A 19,751-nucleotide genomic window follows, 5' to 3' on the forward strand; every position below is an offset into this window, starting at 1 on the left:
TAAGAGGGAAAATTAGGTGAACTTAAGAGGGGACACATACTATAAATAGTAGAATTTAATCTTTCCCTTTCTTAGGGAGTAAATTAAGAAATTTTGCTAATGAAAGCAATGTTGATGCTCTTTTCTCAAATAAATATTCCTTATTTGAGTATTCGGCCATCTCTGCTTTTATGTTTTCTGGTATATACTCCTCAGGAATAAGAATCGAAACAAAAGCATTTACTTTCGGGATATCCAATTGATCAGAAAGGTATGACAGATGATTTCCGTCACCAATTGCTGTGTATTTTCCATTAGGCAGACGAATTAAATGTAAATCAGCTATCAATTTGTCATCATCCCAGCCTTGTGCTTCAACTGATTTCCGAAGTTCAATCATTTTTTCGTCATTTTTAATTTCTTTAGGTGTGTGGCTTAAGCCGATGATATCTCTAGGTGAAACGGAAGTGACGCCATAATCAACCGTTACATATGGTTTATAAGGGCTGACCGCTTGATCAAAGAGTATCCACCGTTTTTTGAAGATTTTTAGCAATGGAAACACCTCCTGCTTTAATGCTATTTAACATCTGAGGATTTCATTCCTAAAAAAATAAAATGGCCATCCTAACGTTTGTGAAGCATTTATTTACTGAGGATACTGGGATTTTATAAAGTAATGAGACTGAACGATTCGAACTGTTGATCCAGAATGTTCAAAGAGCATGCAGATTACATTGTATGTGTTGGAAACTCTACTGAAATATTTATTTAAAACATGCTAAATATATAAGGCAGCCTGAATTATTTAATAATGCCTTCGCTAATAAGTGTTTGGATAGCCTGTTTAGCTCTTTTTACATAGGAGTGATTGGACACAGTATTATGTCCTTGCATTTTGATTTTTGTTCTTTCTTGTGGATGGTTCAAATAATAATCGACTAAGCTAAGGGTTTGTTGCTTATTATTAGATACAACTAAATCTTTTCCTGGAGTGAATAAATCTCTAACACCTGGAGTGTCAGAAGTGAGTAAGAAACCACCCGAACCTAATATCTCATAGGTACGTTGCGTCACCTGTGATTTGTAATTTTGCGGACCGATAATTATTTTTGCGCTATTGTATACTTTATAAGCATCTCTGTATGGCAAATAACCGTGAATCCAATCACTTGGGATATTTACACCGAGTACATTGCCCATCTTATCCCAATCTGCTCCCCAAAAGTCAATGCGGATACCTTCTTCTATCAATGGCTTAATCAGTGTTTGAAGGGATTTATTCCGATAATGCTCAGGAGATTCTGTAAGAATATGAGGGTAAGCGTTTGCTACTACTACAATATCATATTTATTTTCAGCATTAGAGACCGGATAATGAATGCTAGGCTCAAAGCCGAAATCAAGATGAGCGGCAGGTATTTTTAACTTTTTGTAGAAATCCACTAAATTCGTACTTAATGTGAAAACAAAGTCTGGCTTCATTCTGGCGAGCAGAGGAAGGGTAAAGTTAAGTGTAAAATGAGGATCCTCTACAGCCCAATATATATGTGGGATACCTGAAGCCTTTACTTGTGAGCTTATTAATTTCTGTTTCCACGGACTATCATTTTCTTCCGACCATCCCTCGGTAAAAATAAGTTGAGGCCGAAAGCTCGCAATTAGATTAGGAATTGTCTTTTCGTCTATTTTCCCTGAAACCAAAACCTCATGACCCGCATCCCTAAACCCGGCTGCTAACCCATACATTAAAAGTTCATTACTATCAATAAAGAGTATTCTCAAAAGGAGTCACCACCAGCAATTTTTAATAATATATGAAAAGATGGACAAACATGAAACGGCTTGAGTGAAATAAATTTAAATATGGTACAAATAGAAAAACATTGGCATATTTTATAAATAAATAAAAACACTTATTGCAAAAGAAAGGGGATAATTTTGAGAAATGACTCTAAACGCTTTATCGCTTTAACATTTGATGATGGACCATCACCCTATACACTGGAGATTCTTAAAATCCTTAAAACCCTTCAAGTAAAAGCAACTTTTTTTATCCTAGGTGAAAGTCTAGACAAATATCCTGGAATTCTTCAAGCAATAGTGGAGGATGGGCATTCGGTAGCAAACCATACCATGAACCATCCAGATATTACACAAATATCAAGGGATGTATTGCTGGAGGAAATTCATACACTTAATACGGAGCTCAAGAAATCTGCTGTTCAAGATATAAGGTTCTTCCGTCCTCCCTATGGAGCAATTAATGAGGAGACATACCAGATATTACATGAACTTGGCATAATTCCAGTCTTATGGGATATTGATACAAATGACTGGGATTTATCACAGGAAGACCAAATTGAAGATCGTGTAATGGATGGAATCAGAGGTGAAAAGGAATATAAAATCATCCTCATGCATGATGGGGGAGGTCCTAGGGAAAGAACTGTGCAGGCATTGCCTAGGGTAATTGAAAAATTAAAACAAAAGGGCTATCAGTTTTTAACAATGCCTGAGTACTTTTATCATGTATATAATATAAAATCATAAATGACTAAAAAAACTCCTCCAATTAATAGAGAGGAGTTTTTTAAATATGCGATTCTAACAGTAGTTTGTTTTCTAGGATTAATTTGTTGGTAGGATTGAATTTATGTGCGATAACAATATGCTGGTAGGCTTTATGGCTATTACCGAGCATCGAATGACAGACGCACAACTGCAAATGAGGAATCCATGTAGAACAGCCATGGTTTATGATACTGCCATCATCTATTTCGGGAAGAATTGTTGCATACTGAAACCAATGAAGCGCCGTTCTCGGTTCATCCTTCTGCAGAAAAAGAAACCCGAGTCGACAACAGTCTTCAGAACAGGGAGAGCCACATTGGAATGTTTTTAAGATGTAATGGATTGCATTGTCTACATCTCCCATTTCTGAGTAACAATCAGCTAATTTACGATAAGCTGTTCTTTCATCCTCCATCCAATGATTTTCAGTCTTAATAAAATCCTTATAAACAGGAATGGCTTCTTCATAATAGGAATTATCATAAAGTTCATTGCCATAATAGAAGAGGTCGCGAGGGGTAAAGGGAATTCCTTCATTCAATCGCTTTCTGTATATAAGCAGGTTTCTATTATTATTTTGATGCATTCTTTTATGGCTAATAATAATATCACTATGCAATACCTCACCGCTCACATCGAGGAATTCATGGACTGCTCCGTGCCACTTAAATTGTTTGGATCGTTTGACAATTCTAACTTGCCTCAGGCTTGCTAAAACATTGCCTCCTTCATCAAACGCTGCATGGTATTTCATTGTAATTGCATTGACGTATGAAGGAAGGGTTTCTTTTAAACGTAATAATTTTTCTTTATCCTGAAAGATATCATCAGCATCCATCGTCAAAATATAGTCCATGCTGGCGTGCTGAAAGGCAAAATTTCGGGCAGCTGAAAAATCATCAACCCATTTAAACTGGTAAATACTATTCGTATATTTTCGGGCAACATCTATTGTGCGGTCAGTTGAACCTGTATCAACAATAATGATTTCATCCACTATATCTTTTACGGAATCTAAACATCTGGCAAGCGTATTCTCTTCATTTTTGACAATCATACATAAGCTAATTAAAATCATACGTTCCTCCATATAAATATGTCTGCATCCTGTGGCAGGATGCAGACAATCTTCTTGTTTAGCCTTCTGGATTAATATACTGGTTGTACAAATCTTCAATCCAAGTTTGATAATCTTGATCATTTGTCATAGGATTTTGATTCTGTGAAACCGTAACGCCAGTCGCGCCAGTAACACCAGTAACCCCAGTTATCCCAGTAATTCCAGTAATTCCAGTAACTCCAGTAATACCAGTTATCCCAGTAATTCCAGTAACACCAGTTAACCCGGTAACTCCCTTAAGCTTTTTTAACTCGTGTGGAAGAAGGTGTTTTTTATGGGGACCTTTATGGCCTTTTGGACCTTTAGGAGGTTTAGGTGGCATATTCATCAACTCCATTTTATAAGTTACTATAAAATATTACGTTAACAAGAAAATAGTTCTAGGACAAACATAACAAAGCATATGTTTTTCATTAGATTTCTTGTATTTTTTAGAATTTCGAAGAATTCCAAATCGGGAAGTACCTTCTTAACTCAGGAATAAGTTTATTCATCTGTCGTTTTCTTATAATCAAATGGAACAACAGTGCTTTTACTTCTTCTTTTGATACTTGCCATTCTGATGGAATATCCCTCCCGAAGGCAGCAGCAAGCTGCTCGTCTTTTATTGATTCAAGCTTAATCAATGCTAAGCGGAAGGGGTCTGCATTATCAATGTAAGGTACAAATTCATCATAAGTAGAACCCCAGATGACCTGAGAGTTCCATGTATAATAATTAAGACTCTCAATAGTCCATTCAGGGCCATTAAAAGCATCAGCGTGATCGATATAGGCAAGCTGGTAAGGTTTTTGGCCAGTAATCAATATATTTTGCGGCTCATCTTTTCTGTCATAATTCGATATCCAGTGATCAAACACAATAATTTCTGGGAGTGTGGAAGTGTTTTTACAATGATTAAGCTTTCCGGGTGTATACATACTGGCATTATTAATAAGTAAGCTTCCGAAATGTGGTCCTTCTTCAATAGCCATTCTCTTTAATAATTTTGGATCTTTAAGTTTCTGTTTTGAAAAGATTATTACTTGACCAGTTGCTATCGGGAGATGTAATAGCGTTCCTAGCCGATATGCCACTAATTCATTAAATAACGATCTCCTGCCATTTGGGTTGGACATTAATTTTACAATGTAAATATTCCCATCACTGCACAGGAATAGCTTTGCAGCCATTTCGCCCTCTTCAACATCCTTTATATACTCAACTGCATAAACAGACATTTGTCCCCTCCTTGACAACATTCGTTTTTAGGTCTTTATAGTTTATTTGCATAAATTTAGATTGTGAGGCGGAAAGCCCTTGGAAAAAGAAAAACACATATGTATTTGCATCCTTAAACTGCCAAGAATAGAGGGTTTTTAAGCAAATGGGAGAATATTAATGGGGTGACTAATCAATATCAGAATTCTTAATGAAATTCTGAACATGTATTTATAGATAAAGAGGTGTGCAGATGAAAATGTTAGTTGTTTATACATATCCAAATCATAAAAGCTTAAATTATGCTTTTTCCCAACAAGTAATGAAGGGAAGCAAAGAAAACGCTAATATAAAGGGAATTCAAATGCTTGACTTATACGAAGAAGGCTTTAATCCCTTGTTAGTATTCAATGAACAAAAACGAAGACGTGATATGCATATTGATCCGGAGTTAGAAAAATATAGACAACAAATAAAGTGGGCTGACAAGCTAGTGTTTATTTATCCTATTTGGTGGGGAAGACCACCTGCCATGCTACTAGGATATATTGACCAAATGTTTGCCTCGAATTTTGCCTATAAAGATAAAAAAGGACTTTTTCCGGAAGGTCTTTTGAAAGGGAAATCTGTTGTCTGCATATCGACAATGAAGGGACCAACTAATTATCCGATGCTGTGGCTTAATAACGCCCACAAAATTCTTATGAAAAAAGCGCTATTTAATTTTGTCGGAATAAAAAAGGTGAAGTTTTTTGAATTCGGAAATATGGAAAGCCCTAGAGGAAACCACAGCAAGAAATTAGAAAAGATTTATCAATATTTCCAGAAAATAGACAAATGAATATCTTAGTATTGTCCGTATATTATATAATTTTCAAACAGCTGCCTGAGAGTCAGCTGTTTTTTTTCAAAAAAGTAAGCCATGGTTCCTTGCTTCAGTATAGCGATAAAGAAATTAGGATATTTTATGGATAAAGGCTTAAAGGAATTCTGTGAAAGGATTGTGGGCTTAAAATGTGGTATCCATACACGATAATAGGGATTTTTCTACTCATCCTAATTACTATGCCAAAAAAGCTGACAATTAAGGAGATGTATTATAGTGCTGGCGTCTTTGGCTTTGGCACTTGGCTTGGAGATGTATTGGTAGGGGATGTTTTTAAGGGATTTCAACTTGGCCCTTCGCCTGTCACTTCTCCGATCGACTATATATTTGTGGCATTTGTTCCACCAGCAATCGGCATCATCTATTTGAACTTTTTAACAGTTACTAAATCTATTTTATACAGGTGGATATTTGCCGTCGTTTCGTTCCTGTTAGAATGGGGAGCAGTAGCATCAGGCTACATGACAAGTAAAGGCTGGCATACATGGTATTCCATTCCAGTATATATTTTTGTTTTCCTTTTCTTTTTTCCTTTGCATTTAAAAATCATGAGAAAAAATTAAATCTTCATGTTCGTAAAGCCAAAAGAACCAAAGCAATTTCAGCTCAGGTTCTTTTTCTGTTTAAGATAATAAAGTGAATTTAACTAAAAACATCTGTTATTATGATATAATTAATGAATAAACGATTATGGTAATATAACAATTTACTAGTAAAATACTATTATTGTCAATTTATTAAAATAACTATATTTCTCTTGCTTACATAACAAATAGTAAACTAGCAAAATGTCTGTTATAGTTGGAGTATTGATATGTAGAAAGAAGGTACTGAATGTGGGGTACAAAAGGAAGCAATATTTTGGATTAGGATTGACCGTCTTATTTATGGTTCTCTTAATGGGAATCGTTCTTATTATGATGCAATCCATTAAAGATAATATGCTGGAGATTGTGCAGGATCGCTATCATAAGGTGAATGAGGCTACAGAAATCAGGCAGCAGATTTATTTGGAAGACCGTAATATGCTTAACCTGATGAACGGAAGAAGTGCGAATACAAATAACGATTTCGTTGAAACATCTGCGGAGGATATCACCCTTCTTAATACTAAAATAGCCGATCTTGAAGTAATATTGAATACAAACAAGGCACAGTCGCTAATTAAAGAAATTAGTAATGGTTACGCAGAGTTTGCCAAAATGGAAACAGAGATTTTAACTGTTTACAATAATAATGGCTCTACACAAGAGCTGCAAGCCATTTATAATGATGGCGCAGCAAATCGAACGGTGCTATTAAGCAAAATTGATGAGTTTAAGGATTATCAGGAATCGTTGATGGGTGACGCTTTAAGTGGAGCCAATGCTACATACAAACAGCTTGTTATTGCACTTATTTTGGTTGTTTCCGTTGCACTTATACTCATCGTTTCTGTCATGCTATGGATTATTAGAAGTACTACAAGAAATATTAATTCCATCGTTGATGTCATTAAAGATGTTGACTTTAATAATTTGGCTGAAGTGCCTCGCATTCAATTGGACAGTAATGATGAAATTGGTGATATTGCAAGATCATTTAATTCAATGGCTGCGTCCCTTGAAAATTACACATCAAAGGAAAAACAATTTGTCGAAGAAATTTCCGAACAAAGCTGGGTTCAATCTAATTCTGCTGAAATCATCAAATTATATGGCCGCCACGTTTCCATATCCGCACTTTCAGAGCAATTTATTAAGAAGGTAGTAACTGCTACAAACGCTAGTTTTGGTGCATTTTACCTTATGGATGAAACAGGCAAAGAGTCTGTGTTCAAAAAAGTCGCTGCATATGCAGATTCAGAGACTGGAAGACAAACATTTACTGCAGGCGAAGGGCTTATTGGCCAAACTGTGCACGACAAGAAAATGATTGTTTTGAATAGTGTTCCTGAAGACTATCGTTTAATCTCCACTGGATTAGGAGAGGTTAAGCCGAAATCTGTACTGATTGCTCCAATATTGGTGAAGGACGATGTTGTTGCTGTTTTGGAGATAGCGAGTATTAAGGAATTCACTAAAGCTGATCAGAAGCTTATTGAAAATGTCCTGGAAACATTGGGAATCGGTATTATGAATATTCTGGGGAGAATGGAAGTCGAGCGCTTACTGCTTGAATCACAAGCCCAAACAGAAGAGCTGCAAACACAATCAGAAGAATTACAAGCGCAATCAGAAGAACTGCAAACACAGACAGAAGAGCTGCGAATGATAAATGAACAGCTGGAAGAACGCACAAATGATGCAGAGTTTAAAACAGAGGAACTTGTGACTGTTAAAGAAGAATTAGAGGAGCAGGCGAAACAGCTTCAGCTTAGCTCGAAATATAAATCTGAATTCTTGGCTAATATGTCTCATGAGCTTCGCACACCACTTAACAGCATTTTGCTGCTTTCTGAAATGCTTGCAGATGACCTTGATGCAGAATTATCTCCAGAACAAAAAGAATTTGCGAAAGTTATTAATTCTTCTGGTAATGATTTATTAAATTTAATCAATGATATTCTTGACCTGTCCAAGGTGGAAGCAGGAAAACTTGAAATTAGCTTTGAAGAGGTGTACTTAAGTGAATTCGTCGATAGGCTGAAGCGTAACTTTACGCAAATTGCAAAAAGCAAAGAGTTAGACTTCGACATTAATTACGCAGACGATGTTCCGCCAATTATTTACACAGATGAACAAAGATTACAGCAAATCATGAAAAACCTATTGTCGAACGCATTCAAATTCACAAAAGAAGGCAAAGTAGCTATTACGGTTAATAAAGCAAATGCGGAGGAAGTTTCGCAGCTTCCGCTTTCTAACCATGCGGATATATGGGTGAAAATGTCTGTTTCAGATACAGGAATTGGGATACCTGCAGATAAGCATATGATGATATTTGAGGCATTCCAGCAGGTTGATGGAGCTACAATGAGGAAGTATGGTGGCACAGGTCTGGGCTTATCCATTTCTAGAGAATTTTCACAGCTCCTTGGCGGTATGTGCAAAGTAGAAAGTCAAGAAGGCGAAGGCAGTACCTTCACTATTTATATTCCTAATTTGCCAGGAGGAATTCCATTAATAGGGATAGATAACACAGAAGAGGAACAAGCTTCAACTACTGGAACAGAAGTGCCTGAATATGAGCTGAATGAATCGGCTGTCAGTGCAGAGGAAAGCACACCGCAGTCTCCATCAACTGTTTTACAAGGGAAAACAGTGATTGTAGCGGACGATGATTACCGGAATATCTATGCATTAAAAAACGCGCTGGCTAAAGAAGGTATGAACGTTATTACTGCTGAAAATGGTGCTGAATGTCTTGAGAAGATGAAAGAATTGGAGCATTTTGATATTGTTTTAATGGATATTATGATGCCTGTTATGGATGGTTATGAGACAATCAAACGAATTAGGACCATGGAAACACATAATGATATTCCTATCATTGCTTTAACAGCAAAAGCGATGAAGGGCGACAGGGATAAATGTATAGAAGCAGGGGCATCAGATTATATCAGTAAGCCTTTGAAGCTAGATCAATTATTATCTGCAATGCGTGTATGGCTCTCCTAAGCTTGGAATTGTCTCAAGTAAAAAATTAAGGAAATGATTACATGGAAAAAGAAGAAATTGAATTAGACTTACTTTTAACAGCTGTTTACAGAATTACTGGCTATGACTTTAGGCAATATATGCGTTCCTCCTTGATGCGTCGTGTTCAGAATCGCCTAAGCAGAGAGAAGCTGCTTACTATTACTGGCCTAACCGAAAGGATTATCTATGATGAAGACGTGCTGCACAAGCTGCTGCGTGACTTTTCCATAAATGTTACGGAAATGTTCAGAGATCCATCCTTTTTTAAGGCGTTTCGAGAAGAGGTAGTTCCTGTTTTAAGAAAGCTGCCTGAAATCCGAGTATGGCATGCAGGCTGTTCTACTGGGGAGGAAGCATATTCCATGGCAATCCTGCTAGAAGAAGAGGGCTTGGCTAACAAAACAAAGATATATGCAACAGATATGAATGACATTGTGCTGGAAAAAGCTGCCGGGGGAGTGATACCGCTCCCGAAAATGCAGGCATATACGAAAAACTATCTTGCTGCAGGCGGGAAAAGATCCTTCTCCGAATATTACACAGCAGACAGCAATGGCGCGGTATTACATTCTACCTTGCTGGAAAATATCGTGTTTGCACAGCATAATCTCGTGACGGACGGGTCGTTTAATGAATTTCATGTAATTATATGCCGTAATGTGCTGATTTACTTTAATTTTGAATTACAGCAGCAAGTATACAACTTATTTAATGAAAGCCTGAGTGCAGGAGGTTTTCTTGGTTTAGGCAGCAAAGAGACAATACGCAGTGATTCTGCCTACTTTGAAAATTTTAATACCCAGGAAAAATTATTCCGCAAAAAAAGCAGTGTCCCGTATTAGGACACTGCTTTAAATTTTTTAATTTGCTTGAATAAGAACAACACACATATCATCTGTGGCACCATCTTGATGATCCTTCGATGTAATTAAGTCGATTGGTTCAGCTAGTTTTGCTTCGGCAAGTCGGCATGAAGCCGCTTCCTTAATACACTCAATCCCTGTTTGACCGTATTTATCAATGGCCTCATGTACACCATCCGTGCAGAGGATAAGCTGTATAGATTCAGAGTATGTAATAACATTCTTTTTTGTTTTTATATCATCAAAGAAACCGACAGCTGTAGTGTTGCTTTTTAGCTCCGCTATATGATTATCATCAATTAAAGCATAGCCGTCGAGATGTCCTGCGTTTATGTATTCTATCGTTCGTTCATTCGTATCTAACACTAAATAAATGGCTGTAAAGTAATAAGGTATTTTCTGATTTGAGTTAAGGGTACTCATCCGGCGATTTAAATCTTGTATAACATACTCAGGATCAGGATTTGTTTGTATAGTATCACGCAATACCGAGGAAATGAACATACATACAAGCGAGGCCGAAATTCCATGCCCCATCATATCAAGCTGAATGGCGGCATAACGGTGGTCACTTATCTCATACCAGAAATACATATCTCCTGCCAATTGAAATGCAGGCACATAGGATGCCTTTATTAGCAAATTTTCTTTATAAATTGGCGGGCTTAGTACACTTGTTTGAACTTGTGTAGAAAGCTCAAGCTCATTGCGGATTTTTTCCTCCTGCTTTTTATGCCAATCTTTTTCATATTTTAAGCGGATGGCGACTCGAAGTCTGGCAAGCAGCTCCGTTTTGTTAATCGGTTTCATTAAGTAGTCTGTTCCACCTGCATCTAACGCCTCGACCACCTTGCTTGAATCCTCTAAAGCTGTTACAAAAATAACAGGTATATCCTTTAAATGTTCAACTTGCTGGAGTTGTTTACATGCCTCTATTCCATCAATTTCAGGCATCATGATATCCATTAAGATAGCATCCACCTGGCTCTCAATAACGTATGGGGTATCTGAATATAAGTAGTTAAACATATCCTGTGCGGAAGTAAACGACAGATAATCAATATACCCGGCACGCTGAAGCAACTTTTCGATAACGAATAAATTTGCCTCGTTATCATCAACAATCAGAATTCCCAATTATCGTCCCCTCACTTACTTTCTGTTTTTCTATATACAACATTTTTAAATACCCTATAAAAATTAAAATAAACATAAAAAGATAAATTTTAATTGATTCCAAATAGATTTCAAGGTGATAAAAATGGCAAAATGCTATAATTTCAGTAGGAACAAATGGTTACTACCATTTTAAAACGTGCTAAAACAGATTATATAGATAAAATTTTTTACAACCAATCTTTATGATAGTATTCTCATAAATCCTTAGTCAAGTCATTAATAAATCATTGTTCGAAACTAGCAGATGGAAAGAAGGGTTTGGATGAATAAGTTTTACATTGCTTCAAGCTTTAAAAATATAGATTCAGTACAATATGTCAGTGAAATATTAGTTAATAAAGGATATGTTCAAACATATGATTGGACAAAAAATGAAAGGGCATCATCACTTGATGCTTTAACAGAAATTGGTCAGAAAGAACTAACAGGGGTAAAAGCTGCGGATTTACTTATCGTGTTACAGCCTGCAGGAAAAGGGAGTCACATAGAATTAGGGATCGCACTTGGCCAAGGGAAGACAATTATTCTTTATACTCCAGAAAAGAAAATAGAGGATCTAAAGACCACTTGCACCTTTTACCATCTACCAGAAATAAAAAAATGTGTTGGAGATTTAGCTGAATTAATAGAGTTAGTTACAAAAACTGTTGCGGTTACAGAAAGCTAAAAAGCATAGCTTACATCAGTTATACTTTAACTTATTTACATATGTATTAATGAGTAATATGAAAGATAAGTTCACCAACAGCTTCACCAAGCTTGACAGTAATAGTAAATAACCAAAAGCCAATGGATGTAATAGAAGCTAATAGCCCAAAAGTAATAATTGTTTTAAAAGTTTTTATATTTTTTATATGCTGGTACATCTTAGAATGGTCCCCCATTATAGTTTTATTATAATTTATAACAAGAACGCTAATAATTGTAAATAATTTATGTTTGAAAATGGAGATATTATGTTAAATTGGATTAGTAGGTAAATAAATGGGTATTTCATATAAAAAAGTCACTTGAGAAAAGAGGGAGTTATCATGACAATAGTTATTGAAAATGAGTTGCTTAAGGTGGAAATCGCTAGCAGCGGTGCAGAATTACGCAAGGTGAAGCATAAGAAAACGGAGCTTGATTATATGTGGAAAGGTGATAAAGCCTATTGGGGACGCGTGTCACCAGTATTATTTCCAATTGTCGGCCGTTTAAAGGATGATGAGTACGAATTGAACGGAAAGACGTATGAAATGTCTCAGCATGGCTTTTTACGTGATGTAACTTTTGAGATTACAGAGCAGACAAGCAGTGCTGTTTCGTTTGCTGTAGAATCTGGTGGGCGTTTTCTTGATGTATATCCATATGAGTTTAAGGCGTTGATTCATTATAAGCTAAAAGAAGATTCTTTGGCTGTTGGCTGGGAAATAGTGAATGAAAACAACGAGGAAATGTACTTTTCTATCGGTGCACATCCTGCCTTTAATGTGCCGCTGTCAGAAAATGAAACCGCTGCAGATTATACCCTTTATTTTACGCCTGCAGAGAATCAAAGTGTAACAGAGTATGAGTTAAAGGATGCACTTATTCATGAAAAAGGAAACGCTAATGATATTAATGCCATTCAGATTAAAGACTCTCTATTTGAAAAAGATGCTTTAATATACAGTCATATTGATTCAATCAAGTTAGCGTCAAATCTTTCGAATCATGGGGTAGAAGTGAAGTTTGCTAATTTCCCATATGTAGGGATATGGTCGAATTATTCCAAAACAGAAGGAAAAATGGCCCCATTTGTGTGCATTGAGCCTTGGTACGGAATTGCCGATACGTTTCATACAACAGGCAAATTGAATGAAAAGTTCGGTATTAATAAGCTGGAAGCAGGAGAAACGTTCCAAGCGGAATACGAAGTAAGGTTTATATAAATGTAACGACAAGTATTCCTGACTACATTATTAGCAGAAGGCTGTATTGATTTACACATTTTTAGCAACGTCGGACATGAATGTAACTTGGCTATTAAGATAGTCGGTAAATAAGATTTCTCTTTGATTCTTTTACGTTCATTTCAAAATTCTCTTTACATTAGCACAAGTTAGGTTTATGCTTAATCTGAATTTTACATATGATTTAACTACTAGGGGTGCCCAGAAAGCGGGCTGAGAGAAAAAATGATTTTTTTAACCCTTTGGACCTGATCTGGGTGATGCCAGCGTAGGAAAGTAGTCAGTGAAGTAATTTGTTTACTGCTATTTAAGCCAGGTCTTTTTAAGATCTGGCTTTTTTATGTTGGTAAGCATGACAATTAAATAATTTTATCGCACTGGGGGAGCCGGAATTATCGGCTGAGAGTAGACATTTTTGTCTTGACCCTTTTGGACCTGAACTGGATAATGCCAGCGTAGGAAAGTGTTCACTTGGAGATAGCTGTTTTTTTTGCTACCCTTTTCCCTCAGTGCTATTTTACTGGAGGGATTTTTTTATGGACAAAACAAGGAAGCTCACATTAACAGCGATGATGGTTGCAATTGGAACGATGACAAGCAATGTGTTTTTTATTCCAATAGGGTTTACAAAGGTCTTTCCTATCCAGCATTTTCTTAATGTACTTTCAGCAGTAATGCTAGGACCTTATTATGCAGTGCTCCAAGCATTTAGCGTCTCCCTGTTAAGAAATATAATGGGAACAGGTTCTCTGTTTGCATTCCCAGGTAGCATGGTTGGTGCATTGTTGGCAACCTTCCTGTATTTAAAGACAAGGAAGCTGTATATGGCATTTATTGGGGAGGTTGTTGGTACAGGTGTACTTGGCGCAATGCTGGCATATCCGATAGCTGCCTTGCTGCTTGGACAAAAGGCGACGCTATTTGGATTCATCCCGCTGTTTATCTTCAGCTCGATTGCTGGTGCCTTGCTAGGCTTCATTATTTTAAGTGTATTTGTAAAAAAACAATCAATTGTCCTAACAAATACAGGTTGGCTTAAGAAATAAAAGGCAGGCTATTGCTTGTATAAAAGGAGAATAAGATGGCAGAAATAACACCAAAAACAGATGAGCAACAAATAATAGTGGAGCTTGAAGAAAAGCTTCCACCTTTCAAAAACTTTCTATACGGATTGCAGCATGTCTTTGTTTCCAATGTTTGGCTTGATCCAATTTTTGTAGCAGCGATGATTGGTTTGCCCTTTGCCTTTTCTGCAAATCTAGTAAACTCGATTTTTATTGCAGCAGGACTTGTCACATTGCTGCAAGCAGCCAGATTTGTGAAGCTGCCAATCGTTCAAGGTCCGTCAGCAGCATTTGACTCCATCATGATTGCTGCCGGAAAAGCGAATGGTCTTGCTGCAGCGAGCGGTGCAATTCTTATGAGTGCGTTAATCGTATTTATCCTCTCAATCACTGGGTTGCTTGGCAGATTAAAGATGCTGTTTACGCCAGTGATATCGGGAACGGTTATCTTTTTAGTCGGGATTTCATTGTCTGGCTTTACACTTTCAGAATTCCTTGGTGGAGCACCAGGTGACGAAGGTTTTGCTAGTCCGGCGGTATTAATGATGTCGATTCCTACAGCATGTATCGTTCTCCTTCTATCAATATTTGGAAAAGGGTATTTGAAATCATTTTCTTTTCTTATTGCATTAGTTGTTGGTGACATTATTGCCATTTTCCTCGGAAAAGCAGATTATTCGATGATAGCAGAAAAGCCTTGGTTCGGCCTTCCGACATTCTTGCCGTATGGAGGGCTGGAGTTTGAATGGACGACATTTATAACATTTTTTGTTGCTTATATTGTGGCAGTGATTGAAGCAATGGGTGTTTATCAAGCATCGTCCACGATATTAAAAACAGAAATAGATGCAAAGCGGATAAGAAATGGCTTTGCTGGTGAATCGGCTGGTTCCATGCTTTCCTCACTGATTGGCGGTTTTCCAACGACTGCATACGCTCAAAACGTTGGCCTCCTTCGTTTAACAGGTGTTGGTTCAAGATATCCAGTGATGATTGCAGGAGTTATTTTTCTTATCCTTGGATTTGTGCCAAAAGCAGGAGCGTTGCTTGCCTTAACACCGAGTCCAGTTGTTGGCGGGATTTTTCTGCCTGCTGCTGCAACATTAATATTTACCGGAATTTCCTTATTAGCAAAGGTAGAACAAAATGATCGCAACTATATGATTATAGGATTATCTATACTGCTGGCAATTTCATTGCCGAGCTTTGCAACAGGACTTACTGGTGCAGCAGGAACGTTCCTTTCTAATACAATTTTAATTGGAGCATTCAGTTCGATTATTCTGCAGCTATTGTTTGTTAATATCCCAAATTGGTTTAGAAAGGGGACAGGAAAATGAAAGAAAGCGCCATGGCAATAACAGATGATATTCTCTCATTTATTGATAAATATAAAGAGGGCTTTCAAGAACTGGAAGGATATGAACAAGATTTTAATACACTGTCACTGCAGCTGTTTAACTATCAATTTCAGCATAACTTACCATATAAAAAATATTGTCAGACAAAGAAAAGGACACCGCTTACTGTTAAGCATTGGTTACATATTCCGCCAATGCCGATTCAAGGCTATAAGGAGCTGACATTATCCTGTGAACCATCAGATGAGACAGAAGCAGTATTTATGACAAGTGGAACAACAAATCCTGAACAAAAGGGCCGAAATTATCACCCGACATTACGTGTTTGGGATGCTTCTATGAAATATCCATTTAAACAATTTGTTATGCCAGATAAAGAGAATCTGAAAATGTTAGTCCTTTCACCTGCAGAGGATTTGAATAAAAACTCTTCCCTTTCTAGGTATTTATCAAATGCAGTAGCCAACTTCGGTACAGAGGACAGCAAGTTTTTATTTAAAGAAAACGGGTTAGACATGGAAGAACTTATAAAGGAATTGCAGAAATGTGAGCAAAAACAAGAACCAGTTTTATTGATTGGCGCAACGTTTGCGTATGTTCATATCCTTGATTATTTACAGGCAAAGAAGCTGCACTTTCAGCTCGCAGAAGGAAGCAGGATATTTGATACAGGCGGGTTTAAGGGACAGTCCCGTGAAGTAGAAATGGAGGAGCTGTATCAGCATTTTCAAACATTTTTCCACGTCAGCCGATCTAAATGCATCAATATGTATGGCATGACAGAACTTAGCTCCCAACTTTATGACAAGACAATCCTGTCAAGCTGTAAAGGTGAAGTAACTTATGATAAAACAGGCCCTGCCTGGGTAAGAACAGTCATACTTGATCCAGAAACCTTAAAGCCTGTCGAGAAAGGATCAAAAGGTGTGATTGCACATGTCGATTTAGCGAACTGGAATTCATGTATAGCAATTCTGACACAGGATGAAGGTGTACAAACAGACGAAGGGCTTCAGCTGCTTGGCAGGATAAAAGGGTCTGAAGCAAGAGGCTGCTCGATTGCTGTTGACCAGTTAATGCAGGCAGCTCAGGGTGGTGCTTCGTTCTCGTGAGCAATCATGTAATCGTTGATGCCTTTTATCTGCCCAATTCTATTAAACTGAAAAACTTCCAAGAAAAACCTATTTTTGTAAACGGAGTAAATTATCTATTAAGATATCCTGTTATTCAGAAACAGGAGCTTCAGGAAATAGCTGCAGCAGTTAAGGAAAATAGAAGGACTTATTTAGCAACCCTTCCAACAAGTGAAATAGTGGCTAAAATCGATAAAGCAATCCAGCTTTGGCTGAATCCTGATTATCCATTAAGACAATTAGCTGAATCCCTTGTTCCTGCAATTACTGGCTATGATAGCGATATGGTACGCCTCGAGCTAAAAAAATATATGCGGACATTCCGCAAGAGAGAGCTACTCCGTTTTCTTGATGAGGAATTTGATCAGCCTGCAATACTGGATGAATTTCGGCCAAGAAAGTCAGGTGGAATGAGCAGGGCCTTTGGTCCAAGCACGATATTTCATATCTTTTCAGGAAATGTGCCAGGTGTGCAGCTATGGAGTTTAGTGATGGGTCTTTTGCTTAAATCAGCTGCAATTGGAAAAACCTCGTTATCAGAGCCGCTTTTACCTGTATTATTTCTGGAGTCACTGAAAGAAGTGGACGAGACCTTAGCCGAATCTATGGCAGTTATACCATGGAAGGGTGGAACCGTGGAGCTGGAACAGGCTGCGGTTGATTGGGGTGATGCTGTTATTGTATATGGTTCTAATCAAACAGTAGAGGCAATCAAAAAAAGAACACCGGTACATAAGAAGCTGCTGTCATATGGACATAAGATAAGTATTGCGTTGATCGGCAAGGAAGCATTAACAACCGATCATTTCGCTAAAACTCTGCATAAGGTTGCTGAGGATGTGTCCATTTACGACCAGCAAAGCTGCCTTTCGCCTCAAGTAATCTATGTTGAAAAGGAAGGGGCGCTAAGCCCGAAGCAATTCGCCCAAGGATTGGCTGGAGAGCTAGAACGGTATCATCTAAAAAGACCTAGAGCAAGATTAACAGGTGAAGAGGCAATGGCCATACAAAACATTCGTAATCAATATCATCTTAAAAGCATAAGTTCGGATAAAGTAGCGGTCTACAGTAGTAAAGAGGATACAGCTTGGACGGTTATTTATCAGGAAGAACCAGCTTTTAGCGGAACCCCTTTAAATCGTACTGTTCATGTATATGCAATCGACAAACTGGAAGCGGCAGCGGATATTCTTAAGTCTTATGAGACATACCTTCAGTCGTGCGGTTTGGCTGTTGAACCGGCCAGATTATTTTCGATTACAAGTCTGTTAGGTGCTGTTGGTGTTAATCGGTTTTGCCCGATTGGTGAAATGAATTCGGCAAAACCAGGCTGGCATCATGACGGCGGTTTTAATCTTACCGAGCTTGTCAAGATGGTTGATATGGAAAGAAACCTTGAATACGCGATGGAAAAATACGACGAGGATGTCGAGTAAAAGGATGTGTATAGATGAATCTTCAGGAAAAAGTCGTGCTGGTAACTGGTGCAAGCAGAGGCATTGGCGCTGCAATTGCAAAGAAGTTTGCTGCAGAAGGTGCCTTTGTTATTATTAACTATTTGAAAAACAAGACTCTCGCTGATTTGGTGGTTAAGGAAATTGAGGCAAACGGCGGGCAGGCAGCAGCCATACAAGCGGATGTTCAAGTAGAGGAACAAGTTGCCAATATGATTACTCAAATTGGTGATTCGTTTGGCACAATTGATGTTGTCATCAATAATGCACTAAGCCACTACACCTTTAATCCAAAAACAAGGAAAACAGCGTGGAATATCAGTTGGGAGGATTACAACAGCCAATGGGAGGGTAATGTACACGGAGCGTATAATGTGTGCAGGGCAGTAATGCCTTATATGAAAGAGCAAACGCACGGGAGAATCATTAATATTGTTACAAATTTAATGGAACTTCCTGTTATACCCTATCATGACTATACAACCTCAAAAATGGCGCTGTTAGGCTTCACCAGAAACTTGGCTAAAGAGCTAGGGGTTTTCGGAATAACAGTCAATGCCATCGCGCCTGGTCTGACATACCCGACAGACTCCAGTTCTGAAACACAGGAATCTGTCAGAGAATCGATCATTCACATGACACCAATGGGCCGTTTGGCGAAACCAGAGGATATCGCAGGCAGTGCTCTATTTTTAGCATCCGACCTCGCTGCATTTATTACAGGACAGTGCATATATGTGGATGGCGGGTTAGTAATGAGATGAGAGATTGCCCCTTGTCGTGAATGAATTAATGGACTTTTTCGTGTATGTTGGTTCCTGCATTTGGATATAAATCCTTCTCCTTAACATTAGAGAAGCTTTTGTAATAGAAGAAGCTATTATATAATGAACCTAAATCAACCGGCACTTAAGACGAAAGAGGGGTATAAGATGATATTAAAAATGGATGAAGAGACGATAGAGTATTTAAAACAAACATTAAAAAGATCTAACTTTGCAACAACGATATTAAATGATACACTTTATTTTTTTGCAAAAGAAAAGGTGAGATTACCAAAAGGAGCTAATCCAATGGAGGTGTTTGCCTATATTAATGAAAAAGATGAATTAGTGACAGAATTTGCAGCAAGACACGCTCAGGAACAAAACAGTCCATTTGTGACGATAGGCAGAACAACGAATCTTAAAGAAATTTCGATGCAGGGTTATATTCTTTATACATACTTCCTAACAGATAATAAAAGTGAAACAAATTATTCTAATGAGGTGATTGACACAAGCAGCACCCATTATTGGGTAATTAATACCCAGGAATAGCTTGAATTAATGGATTAAGACGCTATGTCGGAAAATTGGATGGTCAATAAATACCCTAATTGGAT

20 protein-coding genes and 2 riboswitches are annotated in these 19,751 nt (G+C 37.6%); of the genes, 13 read left to right on the forward strand and 7 right to left on the reverse strand.

The genetic code is table 11. The features are described 5' to 3' along the window. Window positions 1-55 precede the first annotated feature (55 nt). Together EM808_RS18365 and EM808_RS18370 are read right to left on the reverse strand one after the other, a co-directional pair. On the reverse strand, window positions 56-535 hold the full coding sequence (locus tag EM808_RS18365; protein WP_127739663.1) for a hypothetical protein: 480 nt from the start codon (window positions 533-535) through the stop codon (window positions 56-58). A gap of 248 nt (window positions 536-783) precedes the next feature. After that, window positions 784-1,764: a CgeB family protein gene (locus EM808_RS18370; RefSeq protein WP_127739664.1), complete on the reverse strand. Its 981-nt coding sequence runs from the start codon at window positions 1,762-1,764 to the stop codon at window positions 784-786. 156 nt (window positions 1,765-1,920) lie between these two features. On the opposite strand from EM808_RS18370, the gene EM808_RS18375 reads away from it, so the two are divergent. After that, window positions 1,921-2,532: a polysaccharide deacetylase family protein gene (locus EM808_RS18375; protein WP_164849706.1), complete on the forward strand. Its 612-nt coding sequence runs from the start codon at window positions 1,921-1,923 to the stop codon at window positions 2,530-2,532. Between the two features lie 40 nt (window positions 2,533-2,572). Here the strand turns inward: EM808_RS18375 and EM808_RS18380 are convergent, their stop codons facing one another. From EM808_RS18380 to EM808_RS18390, 3 genes are all read right to left on the reverse strand, one after another. Further along, window positions 2,573-3,631: a tetratricopeptide repeat-containing glycosyltransferase family 2 protein gene (locus tag EM808_RS18380; protein WP_127739666.1), complete on the reverse strand. Its 1,059-nt coding sequence runs from the start codon at window positions 3,629-3,631 to the stop codon at window positions 2,573-2,575. Window positions 3,632-3,689: 58 nt separating this feature from the next. After that, window positions 3,690-3,995 (reverse strand): hypothetical protein, encoded by a 306-nt coding sequence (locus tag EM808_RS18385; protein ID WP_127739667.1) that lies wholly within the window; start codon window positions 3,993-3,995, stop codon window positions 3,690-3,692. A 109-nt stretch (window positions 3,996-4,104) separates the two neighbouring features. Beyond that, window positions 4,105-4,893 (reverse strand): HipA family kinase, encoded by a 789-nt coding sequence (locus EM808_RS18390; protein ID WP_127739668.1) that lies wholly within the window; start codon window positions 4,891-4,893, stop codon window positions 4,105-4,107. Window positions 4,894-5,126: 233 nt separating this feature from the next. Here EM808_RS18390 and EM808_RS18395 point away from each other — a divergent pair, with 233 nt between their 5' ends. The 4 genes from EM808_RS18395 (at window position 5,127) to EM808_RS18410 (ending at window position 10,221) form a co-directional block, all read left to right on the forward strand. Continuing rightward, a complete protein-coding gene (locus EM808_RS18395; RefSeq protein WP_127739669.1) occupies window positions 5,127-5,714 on the forward strand; it encodes an NAD(P)H-dependent oxidoreductase in 588 nt (195 codons plus the stop codon). A gap of 173 nt (window positions 5,715-5,887) precedes the next feature. Then, on the forward strand, window positions 5,888-6,322 hold the full coding sequence (locus EM808_RS18400) for a hypothetical protein (protein WP_127739670.1): 435 nt from the start codon (window positions 5,888-5,890) through the stop codon (window positions 6,320-6,322). Window positions 6,323-6,595: 273 nt separating this feature from the next. Then, on the forward strand, window positions 6,596-9,358 hold the full coding sequence (locus EM808_RS18405) for a hybrid sensor histidine kinase/response regulator (protein ID WP_127739671.1): 2,763 nt from the start codon (window positions 6,596-6,598) through the stop codon (window positions 9,356-9,358). Window positions 9,359-9,399: 41 nt separating this feature from the next. Then, complete coding sequence (locus tag EM808_RS18410) at window positions 9,400-10,221, forward strand: CheR family methyltransferase (RefSeq protein WP_127739672.1); 822 nt, start codon at window positions 9,400-9,402, stop codon at window positions 10,219-10,221. 18 nt (window positions 10,222-10,239) lie between these two features. Here EM808_RS18410 and EM808_RS18415 read toward each other — a convergent pair whose 3' ends face one another. Then, entirely contained in the window at window positions 10,240-11,379 is a 1,140-nt protein-coding gene (locus tag EM808_RS18415; RefSeq protein WP_127739673.1) for a PP2C family protein-serine/threonine phosphatase, read from the reverse strand. Between the two features lie 304 nt (window positions 11,380-11,683). Here EM808_RS18415 and EM808_RS18420 point away from each other — a divergent pair, with 304 nt between their 5' ends. After that, window positions 11,684-12,088, forward strand: coding sequence for a nucleoside 2-deoxyribosyltransferase (locus EM808_RS18420; RefSeq protein WP_127739674.1), 405 nt, complete (start codon window positions 11,684-11,686; stop codon window positions 12,086-12,088). Window positions 12,089-12,134: 46 nt separating this feature from the next. Here the strand turns inward: EM808_RS18420 and EM808_RS28650 are convergent, their stop codons facing one another. Next, on the reverse strand, window positions 12,135-12,287 hold the full coding sequence (locus tag EM808_RS28650) for a hypothetical protein (protein WP_164849707.1): 153 nt from the start codon (window positions 12,285-12,287) through the stop codon (window positions 12,135-12,137). Between the two features lie 165 nt (window positions 12,288-12,452). Here EM808_RS28650 and EM808_RS18425 point away from each other — a divergent pair, with 165 nt between their 5' ends. The 7 genes from EM808_RS18425 (at window position 12,453) to EM808_RS18455 (ending at window position 19,686) form a co-directional block, all read left to right on the forward strand. Then, a complete protein-coding gene (locus EM808_RS18425; RefSeq protein WP_127739675.1) occupies window positions 12,453-13,334 on the forward strand; it encodes an aldose 1-epimerase family protein in 882 nt (293 codons plus the stop codon). Between the two features lie 204 nt (window positions 13,335-13,538). Further along, window positions 13,539-13,647: riboswitch (TPP riboswitch) on the forward strand. 77 nt (window positions 13,648-13,724) lie between these two features. After that, window positions 13,725-13,834, forward strand: a riboswitch (TPP riboswitch). Window positions 13,835-13,891: 57 nt separating this feature from the next. After that, window positions 13,892-14,401, forward strand: a complete 510-nt coding sequence (gene thiW, locus EM808_RS18430) for an energy coupling factor transporter S component ThiW (RefSeq protein ID WP_127739676.1) — start codon at window positions 13,892-13,894, stop codon at window positions 14,399-14,401. 35 nt (window positions 14,402-14,436) lie between these two features. Continuing rightward, window positions 14,437-15,759, forward strand: coding sequence for a solute carrier family 23 protein (locus EM808_RS18435; protein ID WP_127739677.1), 1,323 nt, complete (start codon window positions 14,437-14,439; stop codon window positions 15,757-15,759). Continuing rightward, on the forward strand, window positions 15,756-16,892 hold the full coding sequence (locus EM808_RS18440) for a LuxE/PaaK family acyltransferase (RefSeq protein WP_127739678.1): 1,137 nt from the start codon (window positions 15,756-15,758) through the stop codon (window positions 16,890-16,892). The genes EM808_RS18435 and EM808_RS18440 overlap by 4 nt, the downstream gene beginning before the upstream one ends. Next, window positions 16,889-18,349: an acyl-CoA reductase gene (locus tag EM808_RS18445; protein ID WP_127739679.1), complete on the forward strand. Its 1,461-nt coding sequence runs from the start codon at window positions 16,889-16,891 to the stop codon at window positions 18,347-18,349. Before EM808_RS18440 ends, EM808_RS18445 begins: the two co-directional genes overlap by 4 nt. A gap of 14 nt (window positions 18,350-18,363) precedes the next feature. Further along, on the forward strand, window positions 18,364-19,131 hold the full coding sequence (locus EM808_RS18450) for a 3-oxoacyl-ACP reductase (protein WP_127739680.1): 768 nt from the start codon (window positions 18,364-18,366) through the stop codon (window positions 19,129-19,131). A gap of 123 nt (window positions 19,132-19,254) precedes the next feature. Continuing rightward, complete coding sequence (locus EM808_RS18455) at window positions 19,255-19,686, forward strand: hypothetical protein (protein ID WP_127739681.1); 432 nt, start codon at window positions 19,255-19,257, stop codon at window positions 19,684-19,686. Window positions 19,687-19,751 lie beyond the last annotated feature (65 nt).

This window comes from Niallia taxi (assembly GCF_004005475.1).
Lineage (GTDB): Bacteria > Bacillota > Bacilli > Bacillales > Cytobacillaceae > Niallia > Niallia taxi.